Below are 21,209 nucleotides of genomic sequence, written 5' to 3' on the forward strand. Positions count from 1 at the left end.
TAGAGGCGCCTAAGCCGAAATAGTAGGCGCCCCACCATCTCCCCCACCGCCTAGCCAACTTCTTAGCCAATCCAGCAGCGGCCCGACATATGGCCTAAGCGCCTCATAGGCGTCGTTCCAACCCTTAGCGACAGAGCCGACATCTTTCCCAGCCTTCAAGACTTTGTAGATGAGATTCGCAGCACTCGCGAATATGTAGTTGCGTGACGCGGCCGGATCGATGTCGGCAATCGGGTCTCTCGGCGGCTTGGGACGATTGGGATCCGGCGGTGGCGCGTCCTCTGCGAGCGGTGGCCTCACCGCAGGCACAGGCCTTGCCGTCTCATCCATGACGGGCGCAACAGTCTCGTCAAACACTGCTGGCGAATGCGCATGAATTATCCTGCGAACGCCCTCAACAGCGTCATGCGGAAGCGGCGTAGCAAGATGTCCAGTACGTATTGAGTGATAGTGCCGCTCAAGCTCTGGATAGTAGGCGCGAAGTCCGTAATGGTCTTCAAGCAACGTCGACAGACTACTAGCAAAAGCGGTCGGCAAAATGCCCTGCTCGGCAACAAACAGCTTGCTCAGAACCCTTGCTTCTCCATCAGCGAGTAAAACATTCCCCGCCCCAGAGTTGGAAGGCAGCCACTCGAGATACTGTGATAGTGCATCGGCATAGTCCGCTCGCCCTTGAAAACTGGGCGAAGCGGCTTGATTCAACAATCGTCCAGCTCGCGCGCTGCAAGCCTCCACTAATCTCGCGTGGTCGGCCGGCTTTATGGACGGAGGAAGCGCCGGCTCGGAAAACACGCCAGCGTCGGCTCCAACCCGACCATCCAATCGGCGAACAATGGAAATCGGACAAGGAGCATCCTCGATAGGGTCAGGGTCACTCGCCGGCGAGTTAAGTACATAACCGGCCGCTTCCCGGCCTCCGATCACCCGCAAACGTCTTGCTATCTCAAGATTAGTCGCTGCGTAATTCTGCCACGGCAGAGCTTCAAATATATCGGTGAAGGCAGCATCTGCATCTTCTGATGACTCGCCTCCCAAAAGAACGCGGTCATACCAATCGATCCAGATCGACCAATGCTTGCCTTTCTTGAGAAGCTCTGAGCGAAGCTCTGCCCATTGATTAGCGAAAGGCGGAATAGAGTGTTCTGGCCACAACATCCGTGTGGCAAGTTCTTCTGGAGTGAGACTTCCCAAAGACAACGCAATCGCATCGCGCTGGATGGCGACAGCTGCGGAGGCAGCGGCATAAGCGGACGCGTCTGCAGCGCAGGAAGCAGCGACAGAAGCATAAGTTTGAGCGGCATTGGGGGAGATCGCCGAAGCAGCGGCAGAAGCCGCACTTACCGCCCGCGCGGCAGAGGCGTAGCGGGCAGCTTGTACGGCAACTGAGGCGAGACGGGCATGGCCGGCGTTCCTAGTTGAACGGGACGCAGGTCCCTCGACAAAAGCAGCGGCGGAAGCCGCAACTGAGGCGGCAGAGGAGGCGGCGACGGCCATCGTCGATGCTTGACGCAAGGATTTCGCGGCAAAGTGGGCAATCGCCACAGCCCGGAATACCGGCTGAATGACAGGTAAAAGCTTCCTCGACCGCACTAGCGGAAGCACGCGTGCCGCGGCGCGCACAGCTAACACCACTGACCACCCGTGCGGATGAGGAGTGAGCCATTCCTTGAACGCAGCGTCGTCGCGTGGGTCAGGCGGTCCGCCACCTGCACCACGCGTTACCCCGCTTAAATCAGCCATCGTCCTCCCCGCGATTCCGTGCACGCCGAGCGTAGCTAACGCTCGGGTTGCAAAGCAAGGTGACGTTGGCCGGAAAGGTGAGAGAAGACGGAGAATGCCGGCCCTAATAAATTCCTTCTTCCAATGGGTTACTCCACCCCAGCCTCTTCAGGCGTAAACTCATACACCGATGAGCAGAACTCGCAGGTCACCACGACCTTGCCGTCCTTGACCATGTCGGCGCGGTCCTGCGGGGCGAAGCGGGCGAGCATGCGGGAGACGGCGTCGCGCGAGCACGAGCATTCCGCCTTGATCGGCAGCGACGAGAACACGCGCACGCCGCGTTCGTGAAACAGCCGATACAGCAGCCGTTCGCCGGACAGATCCGGATCGATCAGTTCGACATCCTCGACGGTCGCGATCAGCGACTGGCCTTCGACCCAGGCGTCGTCCTCATCGACGGTGTGAACCTGCGTGCCTTCCGGCGCGTCGCCGGGATGCAGATCGGCCTGGCGCGCGCGCTCCGGCGACTTCGGCAGGAATTGCAGCAGCATGCCGCCGGCGCGCCAGTGATGCCGGCCGCCTTCGCCGCCGCGCCACTCTTCGCCGACTGCGAGCCGCACCTTGGTCGGGATCTGTTCGGAGCGCAGGAAGTACTCGTGCGCCGCTTCCTCCAGGCCGCCGCCGTTCAAGGCGACGAGACCCTGATAGCGCCGCATGTCGGGGCCCTGGTCGATGGTCATCGCCAGATGGCCGTTGCCGAGCAGTGCACCGGAGCTGAGGCCGGGCTCAAGCTTGGCCTCATCGTAGCGCGCATAGGCCCGCAGCCGGTCGGGCGCCTGGAAGTCGACGATCAGGAACGACACCGGGCCGTCGGTCTGGGTCTGCAAGATGAAGCGGCCGTCGAACTTCAGCGACGAGCCGAGCAGCGTCGCGAGCACGATCGCTTCGCCGAGCAGCTTGGCGACCGGTACCGGATAGGCGTGCTTGGCGAGCAGCTCATCGAGCGCCGGGCCGAGCTTGGTCAGCCGGCCGCGCAGATCGAGCGGGCCGACTTCGAACGGCAGCACGCTGTCGTCGATCGGCACCGCAGACGGCGCGCGCACGGAGGGCATCTCGGGGGTGGTCGGATCGGGGGCTTGTGAGGTCATGGGCGCTTATCTGGGGGCAGAGGACGAAGTTCGAAAGGGCCGATGGGCATAAGCGATGAATGGCAGCCCTGTTGTACCGCAGCCTTGCGACGCGGCTTATGCCTTTCTTCCTTGCGGAAGAAGCTAGCGCGGACGCGGTTAGCGTCCGATGAGGAGCGACTGGAGCGCTGTGCCCGCACCCCCCTCACCCGGCATCTACGCGAAGCCATCTTCCCCCGCGAGGGGAGAGAGGGAGGGGGCCGCAAGTGGGGGCCTTACGCCACCGCGCCGAGGCACCAGGCCAGAATGCCCTTTTGGGCGTGCAGGCGGTTTTCGGCTTCGTCGAACACCACCGACTGCGGGCCGTCGATCACCTCGTCGGTGACCTCTTCGCCGCGATGCGCCGGCAGGCAGTGCATGAAGATCGCGTCCTTGTGGGCGAGCGACATCAGCTTGGCGTTGACCTGATAGGGCTTGAGCAAATTGTGGCGGTGCTCGCCGTCCTTGTCGCCCATCGACACCCAGGTGTCGGTGACGACGCAGTCGGCGCCGCGCACGGCTTCCTCCGGATCGGTGCCGATGGTGATCGCCGCGCCGCTCTGTTTGATCCAGTCGCGCAGCGCCTTGCTGGGCGACAGCTGCGGCGGGGTGGCGATGTTGAGCTTGAAGTCGAAGCGCTGGGCGGCGTGAGCGAACGACGCCAACACGTTGTTGTCGTCGCCGGTCCAGGCGATGGTGCGCCCCTTGATCGGGCCGCGATGCTCCTCGAACGTCATCACGTCGGCCATCACCTGGCACGGATGCGACTTGCGAGTCAGGCCGTTGATCACCGGCACGGTGGCGTTGGCGGCGAGCTCCAGCAGCGCCTCGTGATTGAGGATGCGGATCATGATGATGTCGACGAAGCGCGACAGCACCCGCGCGGTGTCGGCGATGGTCTCGCCGCGGCCGAGCTGCATCTCGGCACCGGTCAGCATGATCGACTCGCCGCCGAGCTGGCGCATGCCGACGTCGAACGACACCCGCGTCCGGGTCGACGGCTTGTCGAAGATCATCGCCAGCGTCTTGCCGGAGAGCGGCTTGTCGGCATCGGCGTTCGCCTTGCGCTTCGCCTTCATGGCGACCGCAGCGGCCAGCATGTTGCGGAGCTCGGAGGTCGGCAGTTCGGTCAGATCGAGGAAGTGCCGCGGCGTGTTGCTGGAGCTGCTCATCACACCGCCTCCTTCTGCGCCGCCTGCCCGGCAAGCGTGACGCAGGCGCGCTCCAGTCGCCCGATCGCCTCGTCAAGTTCGGCCTCGCTGACGATCAGCGGCGGCAGCAGACGCACGACGTTGTCGCCGGCGCCGACGGTGAGCAGCTTCTCGGCCCGCAGCGCCGCGATCAGCTCGGGCGACGGCACCACCGCCTTGAGGCCGAGCAGCAAGCCTTCGCCGCGGATTTCGCTGACGACGCGCGGATGCCGATCGACGACGCCGGCGAGCTTCTGCTTCAGCAGCAGCGACATCTTCTTGACGTGGTCGAAGAAGCCCGGCTGCAGCATGATGTCGAGCACCGCGTTGGCGGCCGCGACGGCCAGCGGATTACCGCCGAAGGTCGAACCGTGCGCGCCCGGCGCCATGCCCTTCGCCGCCTCGGCGGTCGACAGGCAGGCGCCGATCGGAAAGCCGCCGCCGAGCGCCTTGGCCAGCGACATCAAATCCGGCGCGACGCCGACCCGCTTATAGGCGAACAGTTCGCCGGTGCGGCCCATGCCGGTCTGGACTTCGTCGAAGATCAGCAGCAGGCCGTGCGCGTCGCACAGCTCGCGCAGGCCGCGGAAGAACGCCAGCTCCGGCGAGCGCACGCCGCCCTCGCCCTGCAGCGGCTCGATCAGGATCGCGGCGGTATTCGGACCGATCGCGGCCTTGACCGCATCGAGGTCACCGAGCGGCAACTGATCGAAACCGTCGAGCGGCTTGCCGTAACCTTCCAGGTACTTTGCCGAGCCGGTAGCGGCGAGCGTGCCGAGCGTGCGGCCGTGGAACGCGCCTTCGAAAGTAATCACCCGGGTGCGCTCGGGCTCGCCTTTGGAGAAGTGATAGTGCCGCGCCATCTTCAGCGCGCACTCGACCGCTTCAGCGCCCGAATTGCAGAAGAACACCTTGTCGGCAAAGCTCTGTTCACACAGCCGCGCCGCCAGCTTCTCGCCGTCCGGGCTCTTGAACAGGTTGGACATGTGCCACAGTTTGGTCGCCTGCTGCTGCAAGGCTTCGACCAGATGCGGATGGCAATGGCCGAGCGCGTTGACGGCGACGCCGCTGGTGAAATCGAGGTAGCGCTCGCCATCAGTTCCGTGCAGCCAGACACCTTCGCCGCGCTCGAACGCGACATCCGCTCTGGCGAAAACCGGGAGGAGATGGGACGTTGAAGCGCTCTGAGACATGGCCGATCCGATCGGAAAATAGCGGGCCGCCGGCCGGCCGCGTCACGCGCATGACACGAACGCAGTCTGGGACAACGTACCCCGGAAACGAAACGTGCCGCCTTTCCAGGCGGCACGTGGGATTATTCTAGAAGCGTCGAACTCACTGTCAACACGGAGCTTCGACGAAGTGCTGCCAGAAAGCAGCACTCGCGCTGTTTGTTGTGGCTTCGCGGACTCACTCACAGGAGAAGGTGTGGACGCACCGGGTCGGACTCTTGCGCGTGAGTCACGGCATATTGTAGCCTTTTGACTGTCGGGTACGACATCTCGTGCGCGGTTTGTAATCCATTTCGAGTTCTCGGATGAGGCGTAACGCCGGGGCGGCAAGGGTCGTCCGGCGAGCGCTAAGGGATTCTGACAGCTGAGATTTTGACGACCTCACAGCCGCGGTTCCGCGCCGCCCTTCGGCGCCCGCGGCAGGAAGGGATAGAACTATGACGGCATTGACCTGGACCGACGAGCGCGTCGAGCAGTTGAAGAAATTGTGGGAGGGCGGGCTGTCGGCGAGTCAAATTGCCGCCGAGCTTGGCAACGTCACCCGCAATGCCGTGATCGGCAAGGTCCACCGCCTCGGCCTGTCGGGCCGGGCCAAGAGCCCCACGTCGGCAGCGCCGCGGCCGCGCAAGGCGCGCCCGGTGCAGCAGATGATGAGGGTGACCCGCCCGGTGGCGCGCGGCAACACCGCGCTGGCGCACGCTTTCGAAGTGGAAGCCGAGCCCGATCCGATCGCCTTCGACAACGTGGTTCCGATGAACCAGCGGCTGTCTCTGCTGGAACTCAACGAAGCCACCTGCCACTGGCCGGTCGGCGATCCGTCGAGCCCGGAATTCTTCTTCTGCGGCGGCAAGTCGCTGCCGGGCCTGCCCTACTGCGCGCATCACTCGCGCATCGCCTATCAGCCGGTCGGCGATCGCCGCCGCGCAGCTCCCAAGACCACGCGGTAATCACCGCCCGCGCAGCACAGCCGCTGCGCTTGGCTCAACGCATGATCGCCCGGGACCGCCGGGCGACCGCATCCAGAGCCGACCTTTCTCCCACCAAACAAACTGCAAGACTGGATCCTCCGCGGTCGCGGAGGATGGCTGGCGTTGCGCAGCCCATAAATCAGCAGCCCGCTCAGCAAGGCTGAGCGGGCTGTGAACTCATCAGTCTTGTTAGCAGGCGAGAGCGGCTAGAGCGCTTCATCGATTGATTGAAGCGGATCGGCCCTTGCCAAGCGTCCGCAGTCCTCATCCCGAGGAGCCCGGCTTCGCCGGGTGTCTCGAAGGATGAGGAGCCACATCGCCTGCGGCGCATGGTTCGAGACGGCGCTTCGCGCCTCCTCACCATGAGGTTCTGCAAGCTGCGACCGCCAGGAAGTGCGCCTCCTGATTGTTAAAAGCAGAGATGCTCTAACAACTACGACGGGCTGCCTTCGACCTTGGCGAAGCGATCGTCGAGGGCGTAGCCGGCGCCGCGGACGGTGCGGATCGGGTCCTGCTCGCGACCGATATTGAGCAGCTTGCGCAGGCGGCCGATATGCACGTCGACGGTGCGCTCATCGATATAGATGTCACGGCCCCAGACGCCGTCGAGCAGTTGCTCGCGGCTGAACACCCGGCCCGGATGCTCCAGGAAGAATTCGAGCAGGCGATACTCGGTCGGACCGAGATCGATCGGCCGGCCGGAGCGCGCCACCCGGCGCTTGTCGCGGTCGAGTTCGAGATCACCGTACGCCAGCACGGTGGCGAGACGCTCCGGCGCCGCGCGGCGCAGCAGGCCCTTCACCCGGGCCAGCAGCTCCGGCACCGAGAACGGCTTGACGATGTAATCGTCGGCGCCGGTCGCGAGCCCACGGACCCGCTCGCTTTCTTCGCCACGCGCCGTCAGCATGATGATCGGCAGTTGCTTGGTTTCCGGCCGCGCCCGCAGCCGGCGGCACAGCTCGATGCCGGAGAGGCCCGGCAGCATCCAGTCCAGAACTACCAGGTCGGGAATCCGCTCCTTCATCCGGGTGTCGGCGTCGTCGCCGCGCGCCACCGTCTCGACCTCGTAACCTTCGGATTCCAGATTGTATCGCAGCAGCGTCGTCAGCGCTTCCTCGTCTTCAACTACCAGAATGCGCGCAGCCATTGTCGTCCTCGTCTCAGTGTCGTCTCGATCCGTCCCATGGCGGCCGGCCCGGCGGGCCGGCGCCAGAGCAGCGTCAGTTACCGGGCGTCGCGTTGGCGAAGGTGGTCATGTCGCCCTTCGGGCGCTTGTCCATGATCTGCTGGCCTTCGATCATGTAGAACACCGTCTCGGCGATATTGGTCGCGTGATCGCCGATCCGCTCGATGTTCTTGGCGCAGAACATCAGGTGGATGCAGAACGAGATGTTGCGCGGATCTTCCATCATGTAAGTGAGCAGCTCGCGGAACAGCGAGGTGCAGATCGCGTCGACTTCCTCGTCGCCGTTCCACACCACCATCGCGGCCGGCAGATCGTGCGCCGTATAAGCATCGAGCACCGCCTTGACCTGCGACTGCACCAGGTCGGTCATGTGTTCGAGGCCGCGGATCAGCTTCAGCGGATGGAAGTCGCTGTCGATCGCATTGACGCGCTTGGCGATGTTCTTCGACAGATCGCCGATCCGCTCGAGGTCGGTGGCGACGCGCATCGCGCCGACGATTTCACGCAGATCGATCGCCATCGGCTGGCGCCGCGCGATGGTCAGCACCGCGCGCTCTTCGATATTGCGCTGCATCTGGTCGATCTCGGCATCGGCCGCGACCACGCGCGAGGCCAGCGCGACGTCGCGCCGGATCAGCGCATCGACCGAGTCGACGATCTGACGCTCGGCCAAACCGCCCATCTCCGCAACCAGCCGGGTCAGCTCCTGCAGATCGCCGTCGAACGCCTTGGTGGTGTGTTCGAATCCCATATCCGTGCTCCTCGCCCGCCGCGTCAGCCGAACCGGCCGGTGATGTAATCCTGGGTGCGCCGATCGCTCGGCGAGGTGAAGATCTTGTTGGTCGGGCCGAACTCGATCAGCTCGCCGAGATACATGAAGGCGGTCGACTCCGACACGCGCGCCGCCTGCTGCATGTTATGGGTCACGATCGCGATGGTGTATTGTTCCTTCAGCTCGTCGATCAGCTCTTCGATCTTGGCGGTGGAGATCGGGTCGAGCGCCGAGCACGGCTCGTCGAACAGGATCACTTCCGGCCGCACCGCGATGGTGCGGGCGATGCACAGACGCTGCTGCTGACCGCCCGACAGGCTGAGGCCGGAGGCGCCGAGCTTGTCCTTCACTTCATTCCAAAGTGCCGCGCCACGCAGCGCCTTTTCGACCCGGCCGTCCATCTCCGACTTCGAGATCTTCTCGTACAGGCGGACGCCGAACGCGATGTTCTCATAGATCGTCATCGGGAACGGCGTCGGCTTCTGGAACACCATGCCGACCCGCGCGCGCAGCAGGTTGAGGTCGAGCTTGGGGTCGAGGATGTTGGTGTTGTCGAGCAGCACCTGCCCCTCGGCGCGCTGGCCCGGATACAGATCGTACATCCGGTTGAAGATGCGCAGCAGGGTCGACTTGCCGCAGCCCGACGGACCGATGAACGCGGTGACGCGGTTGGTGGCGAGCGCCAGGTTGATGTGCTTCAGCGCGTGGTTCTGACCGTAGTAGAAATTGAGGTCACGCACGGTCACCTTGGCCGGGCCGTCCGGCTGGGCGCCGATCGGCGGCATCGCAGACGGAACGCTGGTGGCGATCGAGATCTCGGTCATTTCGTGGTCCTCTCGGCGCCGATGATGCGCGCGCCAATGTTCAGGGCAAGCACGGTCAGGGTGATCAGCAGCGCGCCGGTCCAGGCGAGCTGCTTCCAGTAAGCGTAGGGGCTCTGGACGAAGTTGTTGATGGTCACCGGCAGGTTGGCCATCGTCTTGGTCAGATCCAGGCTGAAGAACTGGTTGCTGAGCGCGGTGAACAGCAGCGGCGCGGTCTCACCGGCGACACGGGCGGTCGCCAGCAGGATGCCGGTGATCAGACCGGCGCGGGCGGCGCGATAGGCGATCCGGCGGATCACCAGCGAGCGCGGCAGGCCGAGCGCCGAGGCGGCTTCGCGCAGCGAGCTCGGCACCAGCAGCAGCATGTCTTCTGTGGTGCGCACCACCACCGGGATCACGATCACCGCCAGCGCCAGCGCGCCGGCAAGCGCCGAGAACCGGCCCATCGTCACCACCACCGCGCCGTAGATGAACAGACCGATGATGATCGAGGGCGCGCTGAGCAGGATGTCGTTGATGAAGCGGATCACCGAGGTCAGCTTGTCGTACTTGCCGTACTCGGCGAGGTACGTGCCGGCGAACAATCCGAGCGGCGCGCCGATGCCGACGCCGAGGATCGTCATGATGATCGAGCCGACGATGGCGTTGAGCAGGCCGCCCTCGTTCGAGCCCGGCGGCGGGGTATTCTGGGTGAATATTTCGAAGTTGAGACCGGCGAGGCCGTTCCAGAACAGCGTGAACAGGATCAGCGCCAGCCAGGTGACGCCGAACAGCGCCGCCGCCGAGCACAGCACCTTGATCACCAGATCGTTGCGGTGACGGCGCTTGTAGATCGGGTTGTCGAGATGGATCGGCGACATCTTACTTGCCCGCCTTGAGTTCGAGCCGCAGCAGCAGCAGCCGGGCGGCCGCCAGCACCAGGAAGGTCAGAATGAACAGCAGGAGGCCGAGCAGGATTAGGCCGGACTGATGCAGGCCGTCGCTCTCGGCGAATTCGGAGGCGATCGCCGCCGAGATCGTGGTGCCGGGCGAGAAGATCGAGCCGGTGATCCGGAACGAGTTGCCGATGATGAAGGTGACCGCCATGGTCTCGCCGAGCGCGCGGCCGAGCGCCAGCATCACGCCGCCGATCACGCCGACCCGGGTGTAGGGGATCACGACGCTGCGGACGACTTCCCAGGTGGTGCAGCCGACGCCGTAGGCGGCCTCTTTCAGCACCGGCGGCACGGTCTTGAAGACGTCGACCGAGATCGCGGTGATGAACGGCAGCACCATAATGGCGAGGATCAGCGAGGCGTTGAACAGGCTGAGATAGGACGGCGGACCGGCGAAGATATCGCCGAGCACCGGCACGCCCTCGAACAGCGCGATCATCGCCGGCTGGAAGTGATAGGCCAGGAACGGGCCTAGCACGAAGAAGCCCCACATCCCGTAGATGATCGACGGGATGCCGGCGAGCAGTTCGATGGCGAGGCCGATCGGGCGGCGCAGCCACATCGGGCACAGCTCGGTGAGGAAAATCGCGATGCCGAGACCGACCGGGATCGCGATCATCATCGCGATCAGCGACGTCACCAGCGTGCCGTAGATCGGGCCGAGCGCGCCGAGGACCGGCGGATCATTGGCCGGCGCCCAGCGCGAGGTGGTGAGAAACGAGAAGCCGAATTCGCGGATCGCCGGCAGGGCACCGACGATCAGCGAGATGATGATGCCGCCGAGGATCAGCAGCACCGAGATCGCGCAAGCGCGCGTCGTCCAATAGAAGGTCTTGTCGCCGAGCTTGAAGGCACTCAGGGCCTTGGCCCGATCGTAAGGTCCGGCAGCCGTCTGCAACCCGGTCGTCTCAACCGCCATGTCCGCCACGCTAACTCTCCTCATGCCTACTGCAGGGCCGAAACCGCGCCTCGCGGCTGGAGATCTGAATTGAAAACCGGATGCGCGATCGAGGGTCGCGCCAGCACCGACTGCGGTGCAAAGCCGGAGCCCGAGTGTACGAGCCTCGGGGTCCGTCGTTCGCGTGAACGTCGGGCTGCGACCCGGACGGATCCGGATCGCAGCTAAACTTCAGACTATCAGCTCTTGATGTCCGCGGCCCAGGTCTTCTCGATAAGCTTGACGACCGGTTCCGGCATCGGGATGTAGTCGAGCTCTTCGGCCGCCTTGGCGCCCTTCTCGAACGCCCACTTGAAGAACTTGACGGCTTCGGCGGACGCCGCCTTATCGACCGGCTCCTTGTGCATCAGGATGAAGGTCGCGGCGGTGATCGGCCACGAGGCTTCGCCCGGCTGGTTGGTCAGGATCAGGTAGTAGCCCGGAGCCTTGGCCCAGTCGGCGTTCGACGCGGCAGCCTGGAAGGCCGCGATGGTCGGCTGCACGGTCTTGCCGGCGCTGTTCACCAGGCCGGTGTAGGTCAGCTTGTTCTGCTTGGCGTAGGCGTATTCGACGTAACCGATCGAATTCTTGGTCTGACCGACGTTGCCGGCAACGCCTTCGTTGCCCTTGGCGCCGACGCCGACCGGCCACTCGACCGCGGTGCCCGAACCAACCTTGGCCTTCCAGTCAGCGCTGACCTTGGACAGGTAGTCGGTGAAGTTGAAGGTGGTGCCCGAACCGTCGGAGCGGCGAACCACGGTGATCGCGTCGCTCGGCAGGCTGACCTTCGGGTTCAGCTTCTTGATCGCCGGGTCGTCCCACTTGGTGATCTTGCCGATGTAGATGTTGGCCAGGGTCTCGCCGTCGAGCACCATCTCGCCCGGCTTCACGCCTTCGAGGTTCACGACCGGCACGATGGCGCCCATCACCATCGGCCATTGCACCAGGCCTTCCTTGTCGAGCTGTTCCGGCTTCAGCGGCGCGTCGGTGGCGCCGAAGGTCACGGTCTTGGCGATGATCTGCTTGATGCCGGCGCCCGAACCGATCGACTGATAGTTCAGACCGTTGCCAGTGTCCTTCTTATAGGCATCGGCCCACTTCGAGTAGACGGGGTACGGGAAGGTGGCGCCAGCGCCGGTGATGTCGGCGGCGAAGGCCGAGGTCGACGCCGCAACCAGACCGGCCGCGACGATTGCCTTGATGAAATTCATGGGGAAGGTCTCCATCTGTAAGCGAAGCGCTCAGCGCGCCCGACTGCGCTTACCCCGCCCGTCTACGAGCGGTCGGTTGACCTTTTATGAGGGTTTGATGACAGTCATGTGACTGCACTAAGCGCCTGACATCGAACGATTATTCGACTCAGACCTGGGGCTTTCCCTGAGGGAAACAGACGGTGAAAGTGGCGCCCTTTTTCAGCACGCTTTCGATCAGCAGACGGCCGCGGTGACGGTTAACAATATGTTTCACCAGCGATAATCCTAACCCCGTACCACCCTGAGAGCGGCTGTCGCCAACGTCCACCCGGTAGAACCTTTCGGTCAGCCGCGGCAGATGCTCGGGCGCGATACCGGGGCCGAAATCGCGCACCAGCGCGCGATACTCCGGCACGCCGTCGCCCGACACGGCAGCCACCACCGAGACCACCACACGGCCGCCCGAGGCGCCATACTTCAGCGCGTTCTCGATCAGGTTTTCGAACAGCCGCAGCAGCTCTTCGCGATCGCCGGCGATGGTCGCGGCGTCCTCCGGCAGCTCCAGCTCGATCACCACCTGGCGTTCTTTGGCCAGCGGCTCAAGGCCGTCGGTGACCTGCTTGATCAGCGGCTTCAGGTCGATGATCGCATCGGGGCGAACATGCGCGCTGAGCTCGACCCGCGACAGCGACAGCAGGTCGTCGATCAGCCGCGCCATCCGGGTCGCCTGAGCGTGCATGATGCCGAGGAAACGCTCGCGCGCCTTCGGATCGTCGCGCGCCTGCCCCTGCAGCGTGTCGATGAAGCCGGACAAGGCCGCGAGCGGCGTGCGCAGCTCGTGGCTGGCATTGGCGACGAAATCGGCGCGCATCTCCTCGACCCGGCGCAGCGGCGTCAGGTCGTGGAACGTCATCAGCATGCATTGATCGGTGCCGCCGAACGCGGTCGGCACCTGCACCGGCGCGATGATCAGTTCGAGCCAGCGTTCGATCGAGCCGTGATCGAGATAGGTGGCGCGGCGCGGCTCCGAGGTCGCAATCGCCTCGCGCAGCGCGGTGACGATCTCGGGGCTGCGCAGCGCAAACTGCGCCAGCTCCCGCACCCGCAGCGCCGGCGCGAGCTGCGCCGCAGCGGCGTTGAGGTGGATGACCCGGCCGGCACGATCGAGCAGCACCGCCGGATCGGGCATGCCGGCGACGATGGCACGCACCACCGGCATTTCCACCGGGCTGACGCCGAGCGTGTCGTCGAGCGCGCTGGAACTGTCATGCAACCGCCATGGCACCAGCGCGGCGGCGACCAAGCAGGCGAACGCCGCGATCGCCGGACCGATCGCGAGCTGGGCGAACAGCACCAGCGCGGTGAGCGCGAGCGCGCCGGCGATCAGGATGATCGCGGCGTGGCGAAGCCGATCGGACCAATGCGTCAGCAGCGATGTGGAAGACGGTGTCGGCGGAGCGAGTACGAGTTCGCGGACCGGGCGGGCTTGCTCGTCGGGCGCGGGTGCGGTGGTCATGGCTCAACCTGGTGAGGGATCTCCGCGCACCGGTTCCGGCTTCAGCGCTTCGGCCAGCGGACGAACCCGCTTCAGCCGCGCACCGAGCACGATCTCCCGGACCGCAAGCACGACGACCGATATCACGAACGGCACGATGTAGTACAGCAGGCGGAACAGCAGCATGCCGGCGAGCAGCTCTTCCTTGTCCATCTGCCACAGCCCGACCAGCATCGCGGCGTCGAACACGCCGAGCCCACCGGGCGAATGGCTGGCGAAACCGAGCAGCGTCGCCGACACGAAGATCACCGCGACCACCACGAAGCCGACATTGGGCTCATCGGGGGTCAGCACGTACATCGCGAGCGCGCAGAAGCCGAGATCGACGATGCCGATCGCGATCTGCAGCAGCGTCAGCTTGCCGCCCGGCAGGGTCACCGTCCAACTGCCGCGCCCGACGCAGCGCGGCTTGAATGACACCCACGCGACATAGACCATCAAGCCGGCAAGGATCAGCAGCGCCAGCACGCGGTTGACCGCGGGCGGCAACAGATCGACCGCAGACGCCGCCTCGGGATGATAGGCGACGCCGAGGCCGAGCACCGCGGCGTTGCCGAGCCAGAACGTCAGGCCGGCAAGGAAACACACCTTGGCGACGTCGATCGCATCGAGCCCCCAGGCCGAGTAGATCCGGTAGCGCACCGCGCCGCCGGTCAGCGCGCTGGCGCCGACATTGTGGCCGATCGAATAGCTGGTGAAGGCGGCGAGCGCGTTGACCCGGTAAGGCACGTCGTCGCGGCCGATCGCGTGAACGGCGAACAGATCGTAGAACGTCAGGGTGAAATAGCCGGCGGCGACGAACAATGCAGCGAGCGCGATCAAGGTCGGCTCGGTCTGGCCCATCGCGTCGAGCACGCGATCGTGGTCGATGCCGCGCAGGATGTGGTACAGAACGTAGCAAGCGGCCGCGATGACCGCGATGCTGACCGCAACACCGAGTTTGTGCAGGATTTGCTTCTCGCGCAGAACTTCGATCGTTCTGCGTATTGCGATCCGCATCGAGACCTCGAATCCCCTTCGCCCGCGTTCTACCCCTGGTGTCCCGGCCCTGTCGCCGTGTTTCGGCCGGCCGCACATCGTTGGTAGCGTGTTTTCCAGCCAAGTGGAATTCGGTCAACGCCGCAGGACGGTGCGCGACGCTTCAAATCCGCTTCAGCCGGCCGGCTGCGCTTCGCATTCTTGGGACTTCGTTGCAGCGCGGGACCTATCGTCGCAGCGCTCGGTCGATCACGGCCGAAAGCTGTCGTCAGGGCCGCTGCGATTGCCGCGCGACCACCCAGTAGCGGAGCCATGAACCGATGGCACACCCGATCAGATAGGCGGCCAGCATGGCGAGGAAAAGGTCGAGCCAATAGCCGGCCCGGCCGGGAACCAGACGGGCGAGCGACAGCCCGACCAGCACCGCTGCGACGCCGGCGATGCCGAGCCCGGCATTGCGCGAGAAGCTCGGGCCGCGATGCACCACCGAGATCCAGCCTACCGCGAAGCCGAGCAGCAGCGAACCGACCAGCCAGCCCCAGAAGAAATCCGCCAAAGCCACCATGCGTCACCTGACCACGAAATCGATCCGGCGATTCTTCGCCTTGCCAGCGTCGGTGTCGTTGCCGGCGACCGGGATCTTGCTGCCGTAGCCGAACGCCTGGAGACGCTCCGGCGACAGGCCGGCCCGCACCATATAGTCGACCACCTCGCGGGCGCGCTTTTCCGACAACGACTGGTTGAACGCAGGATCGCCGTCGCTGTCGGTGTGGCCGGCGATTTCGATCTTGGCATTCGGGCAGCGCATCGCGGTTTCGATCAGCCGGTCGAGCAGCGCGGCGGAATCCTTGTCGATGCTGGCGCTTGCGGATTCGAACTGGATGGTGGCCTTGGCCAGCAGCCCGTTGAACAATTGCTGGCACACCGAGGCATCGACCGGCGCGGCGGCCGGCTTGACCGACAGATCGGCCTTCACGGTCCAGCCCTGCGGCAGCTCCTTGTTCAGACCGCCGCGGATCTGATTGGCGGCGACCTCGTAAAGGGCGTCGCCGGACAGATGAACCTCACGGTCCGACAGTACCAGGGTGCCGGTCGACAGCCGCGACAGCGCGCCGAGCGCCGGCGTTGCGGCTTCGAGGAAGCCCTTCGGGGCGCCGACGCTCGCCTTGAGGTTGTCGACCACCTTTTCGCTGAAGAACTTGCGGCCGGTGGCGGCGGCCAGCGCCGCATGCACATTATTGTCCGGCACGTAGCCATCCAGCGTGACCTGCCCGGCGACCGGGTCCTTGTAGGCCCGGAACACGTAAGGCGGCGCCTCAATGTCGTTCTCGCCAACGGTGTAGCCGTCAGGAAGGCTGCGCAGCGCCGCGGCGATCGATTCACGGCCGCCGAGATCCTTGGCCATGCCCTTCAGCGCAACCTGGGTGCCGGTGAGGGTGATCTTGCCCTGCTTCAGCTTGGCGATCTGGTCGATCAGCAGCATCGCGGCGGCGTCGAACCGTTGCGGGGCGCCGCGCGCCAGAGCCATCCGGTCGACCACCTCGGTGCCGTTCACCGCCGCCCGCGCGCCATCGGCCAGCCGAGTACGGCTCGCCGGCAACGGCGCGCTGCCGGTCAGGGTCACGCGGACGACATCGCGCTCAATTGACCAGACATAAGGAGAGGCTTCCGGTACCAGCTTGGTCCGGTCGTTCACCAAACGGAGGCCCGGCACTGCCTCAACCGCGGACACCGCGGCGCGGCGCCCTTCTTCGGAGAACGCCTCGGCGGTCAGCGTGATGTCGCGGCCCGCAGCGGTGATCTTCGTTTTGTCGAGGACGGTGTCCTTGAGCGCAGCCGTGGCGCGAGCGCCAAGATCGGCTTCCACGGCCGGCATCGTCGTCCAAGCGGCGATAGCCCAGAGGATAACCAACGGAATGGCGCCGGGCCACCATTTACCGCTGGAGCTGTAGAGTCCGCGCATTCCGCTTCCCGTGGATCAGAAGCAGAGAGAAATCAAACCGTTGGAGGGCTGTCAAACGCAATTCAAGGAACCAGCAACCAAAGTTGCGCTTCCCATAACCGTTTCTTCAACCGTCGGCGCCTAGCATCGTGCAGAAATTGAGCGGCCGCTATTCGATGAAGCACTTTCGCCACAATATTATCCGCGCCGGGCTCGAAGCCCTTTATTACACCGGCGCGCATCGGGTGCTGCGCCCGATCTTTTCCGGAATCGGCACGGTTTTCATGCTGCACAACGTGCGGCCGGCCCGCGACGATTCGTTTCAGCCAAATCGCCACCTCGAGGTCACGCCGGACTTCCTCCGCGCCACGCTGCGCCATCTGCGCGAGCTCGGAATCGATCTGGTGCCGATGGACGAGTTGCACCGACGGCTGCGTGCGCGCGATTTCAGCCGTCGCTTCGCCTGCATCACGCTGGATGACGGCTATCGCGACAACCGCGATTTCGCCTTGCCGGTATTCGAAGAATTCGGCGCACCGTTCACCGTTTTCGTCACCTCCGACTTCGCCGAAGGCTCCGGCCGGCTGTGGTGGGTGACGCTGGAACGGCTGATCGCCGCCCAGAGCCGGATCGATGTTTCGATCGACGGCCAGGAGCTGCGTCTCGACACGGCGACGCCCGAAGCCAAGCAGGCGGCATTCGACCGGCTGCACGATCTGTTGCGCAGCCTGCCGAACGGCGGCGATCTCGATGCCGCGATGACGGCGCTGTGCCTACGTTACGGGATCGACGAAACCGCCGCGGCGCGCCAACTGTGCCTACCCTGGAACGAATTGCGCAGCTTCGCCGCGCACCCGCTGGTGACGATCGGCGCGCACGGCATCACCCATTGCATGCTGCGCCGGCAGACCGAGCTGGTCGCCGCGCACGAACTCACCGGCAGCCGCGCCCGCATCCAGGACGAGCTGCAACAGGCGGTCGACCACCTCGCTTATCCGTATGGCGACAGGGCGTCTGCCGGTCCGCGGGAATTCGCGATCGCGCAGGCGGTCGGCTACAAGACTGCGGTGACCACGCGCCCCGGCATGATGTTCGCCGAGTGTGCCGATCACCTCACCGCGCTGCCGCGGGTCTCGCTCAACGGTCATTACCAGGACGACCGGCTGTTGCCGGTGCTGACTTCCGGGGCAGCGACGGCAGTGTGGAACGGCTTCCGCCGCGTTGCTGCGGCGTGATTTCTTGACTCACCTCCCTGGCCGCCTCAAACAGACGGCCAAAGCCCCGAGGGAGATGTCATGTTCAAGGATCTGTTTTCGCTGCAAGGCCGCGTCGCTCTGGTGACCGGCGGCTCGCGCGGCATCGGCAAGATGATCGCGGCCGGCTTTCTCGCCTACGGCGCGACGCGCGTTTACATCACCGCGCGCAAGGCCGCAGCGTGTCAGGCCACCGCCGATGAACTCACCGAAATGTATCCCGGCGAGTGCGTTGCTCTGCCGATCGACATCTCGACCATGGCGGGCATCGACATGCTGGCCGCCGAGATCAAGCGCCGCGAGAGCTCGCTCGACATTCTGGTCAACAACGCCGGCGCCGCCTGGGCCGCCGACTTCGACGAATTCCCGGAGAGCGGCTGGGACAAGGTGATGGACCTCAACGTCAAGACGCCGTTCTTCCTGACCAAGGCGCTGGCGCCGCTGCTGCGCGCCGCCGCAAGCGCCGAACAGCCCGGCAAGGTGATCAACATCGCCTCGATCGACGGCATCTTCGTCAATCCGCTCGAGACCTATCCCTACGCGGCGTCGAAGGCCGGCCTGATCCACCTCACCCGCCGGCTGGCGGTGCGGCTGATCAAGGACCACATCGTTGTCACTGCGATCGCGCCGGGTCCGTTCGCCTCCGACATGAACAAAGCGGCGCGCGACGAGTCCGATGCAGTCGCCAAGCGCGTCCCGGCGGGCCGGATCGGCACCGACGAGGACATGGCCGGCACCGCCGTGTTCCTCGCCTCCCGCGCCGGCGACTACGTGGTCGGCTCGACCGTGACGGTCGACGGCGGCGTCGCCTTCGCCAACCCGGGCATCAAGGGCGACGGCTGGGCGTAACGCCACCGCGCTTCGGTCTCCCGCTCGAAGCGCGAGAGCCCACCTGTCCGGTCAAAAGTACTCCACCGCGACGCCCGCGCCCGAAAGCGCGCGGGCTGCGGTTTTGCGTCCCACCTGACGAAATTTGCCTTGAATTATAATGCATCGAACGGCATCCGTTCGATTGCTGGCGTTTTCGGCCGGCATTATCATTCTCCAAACAGATGTGAACGGACCGAGATGGCCGAGCCAGACGATACCGACGCGAGCTTTCTGCTCGACCTCGGCCGCCATGTCCGCACCATGCGCGGGCGGCGCGGCATGTCGCGCAAGGTGCTGGCCAAGGTCTCCGGCATCTCGGAGCGCTACATCGCCCAGCTCGAAAGCGGCAAAGGCAACGTGTCGATCATGCTGCTGCGCCGGATTTCCGAAGCGCTGGCGACGCCGCTCGAAGATTTGCTGCCGTCCAACGAGTCGTCGGCAGACTGGCCGGTGATCCGCGATCTGGTGCGGCGCGCAACCCCGGTGCAGATCGCGCATGCCAAGGACGTGTTGTCCGGCCTCGGCCGGTTCGGCGGCCTGGAGCGGGAGGCGACCTTCCACGGCATCGCGCTGATCGGCCTGCGCGGCGCCGGCAAGTCGACCCTCGGCAAGATGCTGGCCGACAGCATCGGCTGGAGTTTCGTCGAACTGAACCGCGAGATCGAACGCCAGAACGGCCTGTCGGTATCCGAGATCATCGCCCTGTACGGCCAGGAAGGTTTCCGCCGGATGGAGCAGACCGCGCTGTCGCGGCTGCTCGCCCGCCAGGAGCCGATCGTGCTGGCGACCGGCGGCGGCATCGTTTCCGAGCCGATCACCTTCGATCAGATCCTGACCTCGTTCTATACGATCTGGCTGAAGGCCGAGCCGGAGGAGCACATGGCGCGGGTGCGGGGCCAGGGCGACCTGCGGCCGATGGCCGACGACCGCGCCGCGATGCAGGAGCTGCGCACCATTCTGCAGAGCCGTGAGCCGCTGTACGCCCGCGCCGCCGGCGTGCTCGACACCGCCGGGCTGTCGGTCGAAGCCGCAGCGCAGAAGCTGGTCGCGATGGTGTCTCCGGTGTTGAGCCGCGATGCCGGCGCGTTCGGCTTGCGCCAGGCTGCGCCGTAACCGCCGCTACGGCTTGGTGCGTTCGAACTGCCGCAGCAGCTTGTTGCCGCGATCGACCGCCGCATCCATCGCGTCCTTCGCAGATTTTTCGCCGCGCACCGCATGCTCGATCTCGTCTTCGATCGCGGCCCGCACCAGCACGAACGAACCGAGCCGCAACCCGCGCGAATTCTCGGTCGGCGGCTTCAGCGTGATCTGCTCGATCGAGATCGCGGTGCCGGGATTGCGGTCGTAGAAGCCCTGCGCACGGGTGAGGTCGTAGGCCGCCTTGGTGATCGGCAAATAGCCGGTGTGCTGATGCCAGGCCGCCTGAACTTCCGGCTTCGACAGGTAAGCGAAGAACTTGGCGGCGCCCTTGTATTCGCCCGCCGTACGGCCCCGCAGTACCCATAGCGTGGCCCCGCCGATGATGGTGTTCTGCGGCGCTCCGGCGATGTCCGGCCAATACGGCAGCCGGCCGTAACCGACGTCGAACTTGGCATTGGCCAGGATGTCGGCCCGCGTTGCCGACGAGCCGATGAAGATGCCGCAGTCGCCCTGCTGGAAGCGCGGTTCGGCCGCGGTGGCGCGGCCGCTATAGTCGAAGATCTTGGTCTTCTGCCAATCGGCAAGCTGCGCGATATGGCGAATCACCGACGGATTGTTGAACACCAATTCGGCATCGAGCCCGCCCAGCCCGTTCGACCGCGTCGCCAACGGCAGGTCGTGATAGGCGGAGAAATTCTCGATGTGCACCCAGGACGGCCACGAGGTGGTGAAGCCGCAGGTCGCGCCGGCGTCGATCAGACGCTTCGCCATCGTGCCGACGTCCGGCCAGGTGGCCGGCGGCGCCTCGGGGTCGAGCCCGGCGCGCCGAAACAGCGTCTTGTTGTAGTACAGGATCGGCGTCGACGCGTTGAACGGGAACGACAGCATGTTGCCGTCGAGATCGGTGTAGTACCCGGTGACGGCTGGCAGATAATCGGCCGGCGAGAACACTTCGCTCTCGTCGCGCATCAGCTCGTACACCGGATAGACCGCGCCCTTGGCCGCCATCATGGTGGCGGTGGCGATCTCGTTGACCTGCACGATCGTCGGCTGGCTGGAGGAGCGGAACGCGAAGATCGCCGCAGTCACCGTCTGGGTGTAGTTGCCCTTGTAGGTCGGGACCACGCGGTAATCGGATTGCGACGCATTGAAATCCGCCGCCAGCTTCTCGAGCTGTCGGCCGAGCTCGCCGGACATTGCATGCCACCAGGCGATTTCGGTAGCGGCGCCGGCGGGGGCGATACCGGCGGTGGCGCAAACCAGCAAGGTGGCGGCGATTTGCGCGAGTCTTCCCAAAATTCCGGCCATCGCCTGATGCGCTCACTCCCGATAGCCATCGCCCAGGC

Annotated in this window: 19 protein-coding genes; 4 read left to right on the plus strand and 15 right to left on the minus strand. The window is 65.1% G+C overall.

Features of this window, described 5'->3' with window-relative positions; genetic code table 11:
* Positions 1-9: 9 nt before the first annotated feature.
* The 4 genes from RPPS3_RS24565 to RPPS3_RS24100 form a co-directional block, all read right to left on the minus strand.
* Positions 10-1,494, minus strand: coding sequence for a hypothetical protein (locus RPPS3_RS24565; RefSeq protein ID WP_159060709.1), 1,485 nt, complete (start codon positions 1,492-1,494; stop codon positions 10-12).
* Positions 1,495-1,868: 374 nt separating this feature from the next.
* Positions 1,869-2,870 carry an Hsp33 family molecular chaperone gene (locus RPPS3_RS24090; protein WP_107346305.1) on the minus strand — a complete coding sequence of 334 codons (1,002 nt, stop codon included), beginning with the start codon at positions 2,868-2,870 and terminating at the stop codon, positions 1,869-1,871.
* A 254-nt stretch (positions 2,871-3,124) separates the two neighbouring features.
* The gene (argF, locus tag RPPS3_RS24095) at positions 3,125-4,060 is read right to left on the minus strand and encodes an ornithine carbamoyltransferase (RefSeq protein ID WP_107346306.1); all 936 of its coding nucleotides are present in this window, start codon (positions 4,058-4,060) and stop codon (positions 3,125-3,127) included.
* Entirely contained in the window at positions 4,060-5,271 is a 1,212-nt protein-coding gene (locus RPPS3_RS24100; RefSeq protein WP_107346307.1) for an aspartate aminotransferase family protein, read from the minus strand. The genes argF and RPPS3_RS24100 overlap by 1 nt, the downstream gene beginning before the upstream one ends.
* 476 nt (positions 5,272-5,747) lie before the next feature.
* On the opposite strand from RPPS3_RS24100, the gene RPPS3_RS24105 reads away from it, so the two are divergent.
* Positions 5,748-6,257, plus strand: coding sequence for a GcrA family cell cycle regulator (locus RPPS3_RS24105; protein WP_012497883.1), 510 nt, complete (start codon positions 5,748-5,750; stop codon positions 6,255-6,257).
* A 454-nt stretch (positions 6,258-6,711) separates the two neighbouring features.
* On the opposite strand, the gene phoB is transcribed toward RPPS3_RS24105, so the two are convergent.
* From phoB to RPPS3_RS24155, 10 genes are all read right to left on the minus strand, one after another.
* A complete protein-coding gene (gene phoB, locus RPPS3_RS24110) occupies positions 6,712-7,425 on the minus strand; it encodes a phosphate regulon transcriptional regulator PhoB (RefSeq protein ID WP_011160307.1) in 714 nt (237 codons plus the stop codon).
* A 73-nt stretch (positions 7,426-7,498) separates the two neighbouring features.
* Positions 7,499-8,215, minus strand: coding sequence for a phosphate signaling complex protein PhoU (gene phoU / locus RPPS3_RS24115; RefSeq protein ID WP_107346308.1), 717 nt, complete (start codon positions 8,213-8,215; stop codon positions 7,499-7,501).
* A gap of 23 nt (positions 8,216-8,238) precedes the next feature.
* On the minus strand, positions 8,239-9,060 hold the full coding sequence (pstB, locus tag RPPS3_RS24120) for a phosphate ABC transporter ATP-binding protein PstB (RefSeq protein ID WP_107346309.1): 822 nt from the start codon (positions 9,058-9,060) through the stop codon (positions 8,239-8,241).
* On the minus strand, positions 9,057-9,920 hold the full coding sequence (gene pstA / locus RPPS3_RS24125) for a phosphate ABC transporter permease PstA (RefSeq protein WP_107346310.1): 864 nt from the start codon (positions 9,918-9,920) through the stop codon (positions 9,057-9,059). The genes pstB and pstA overlap by 4 nt, the downstream gene beginning before the upstream one ends.
* Before the next feature lies 1 nt (position 9,921).
* Positions 9,922-10,923 carry a phosphate ABC transporter permease subunit PstC gene (gene pstC / locus RPPS3_RS24130; protein WP_107346311.1) on the minus strand — a complete coding sequence of 334 codons (1,002 nt, stop codon included), beginning with the start codon at positions 10,921-10,923 and terminating at the stop codon, positions 9,922-9,924.
* A gap of 209 nt (positions 10,924-11,132) precedes the next feature.
* Positions 11,133-12,143 (minus strand): phosphate ABC transporter substrate-binding protein PstS, encoded by a 1,011-nt coding sequence (gene pstS / locus RPPS3_RS24135; RefSeq protein WP_107346312.1) that lies wholly within the window; start codon positions 12,141-12,143, stop codon positions 11,133-11,135.
* 148 nt (positions 12,144-12,291) lie between these two features.
* A complete protein-coding gene (locus RPPS3_RS24140; RefSeq protein ID WP_199852176.1) occupies positions 12,292-13,641 on the minus strand; it encodes an ATP-binding protein in 1,350 nt (449 codons plus the stop codon).
* A 3-nt stretch (positions 13,642-13,644) separates the two neighbouring features.
* Positions 13,645-14,679 (minus strand): lysylphosphatidylglycerol synthase domain-containing protein, encoded by a 1,035-nt coding sequence (locus RPPS3_RS24145; RefSeq protein WP_107346313.1) that lies wholly within the window; start codon positions 14,677-14,679, stop codon positions 13,645-13,647.
* 247 nt (positions 14,680-14,926) lie between these two features.
* Positions 14,927-15,223: a hypothetical protein gene (locus tag RPPS3_RS24150; protein WP_107346314.1), complete on the minus strand. Its 297-nt coding sequence runs from the start codon at positions 15,221-15,223 to the stop codon at positions 14,927-14,929.
* Positions 15,224-15,226: 3 nt separating this feature from the next.
* The gene (locus tag RPPS3_RS24155) at positions 15,227-16,621 is read right to left on the minus strand and encodes an OmpA family protein (RefSeq protein WP_107346315.1); all 1,395 of its coding nucleotides are present in this window, start codon (positions 16,619-16,621) and stop codon (positions 15,227-15,229) included.
* Between the two features lie 155 nt (positions 16,622-16,776).
* Between RPPS3_RS24155 and RPPS3_RS24160 the strand changes: the two genes are divergently transcribed.
* The 3 genes from RPPS3_RS24160 to RPPS3_RS24170 all read left to right on the plus strand — a co-directional run bounded on the left by RPPS3_RS24160 (position 16,777) and on the right by RPPS3_RS24170 (position 19,836).
* Positions 16,777-17,835, plus strand: a complete 1,059-nt coding sequence (locus RPPS3_RS24160) for a polysaccharide deacetylase family protein (RefSeq protein WP_107346757.1) — start codon at positions 16,777-16,779, stop codon at positions 17,833-17,835.
* A gap of 60 nt (positions 17,836-17,895) precedes the next feature.
* Positions 17,896-18,702 carry an SDR family oxidoreductase gene (locus tag RPPS3_RS24165; protein WP_011160318.1) on the plus strand — a complete coding sequence of 269 codons (807 nt, stop codon included), beginning with the start codon at positions 17,896-17,898 and terminating at the stop codon, positions 18,700-18,702.
* A gap of 162 nt (positions 18,703-18,864) precedes the next feature.
* On the plus strand, positions 18,865-19,836 hold the full coding sequence (locus RPPS3_RS24170; RefSeq protein WP_283812320.1) for a helix-turn-helix transcriptional regulator: 972 nt from the start codon (positions 18,865-18,867) through the stop codon (positions 19,834-19,836).
* A 6-nt stretch (positions 19,837-19,842) separates the two neighbouring features.
* On the opposite strand, the gene ugpB is transcribed toward RPPS3_RS24170, so the two are convergent.
* Positions 19,843-21,171, minus strand: a complete 1,329-nt coding sequence (gene ugpB, locus RPPS3_RS24175) for a sn-glycerol-3-phosphate ABC transporter substrate-binding protein UgpB (RefSeq protein ID WP_107346317.1) — start codon at positions 21,169-21,171, stop codon at positions 19,843-19,845.
* Positions 21,172-21,209 lie beyond the last annotated feature (38 nt).

The sequence above is a fragment of the Rhodopseudomonas palustris genome, from assembly GCF_003031265.1.
GTDB lineage: Bacteria > Pseudomonadota > Alphaproteobacteria > Rhizobiales > Xanthobacteraceae > Rhodopseudomonas > Rhodopseudomonas palustris_H.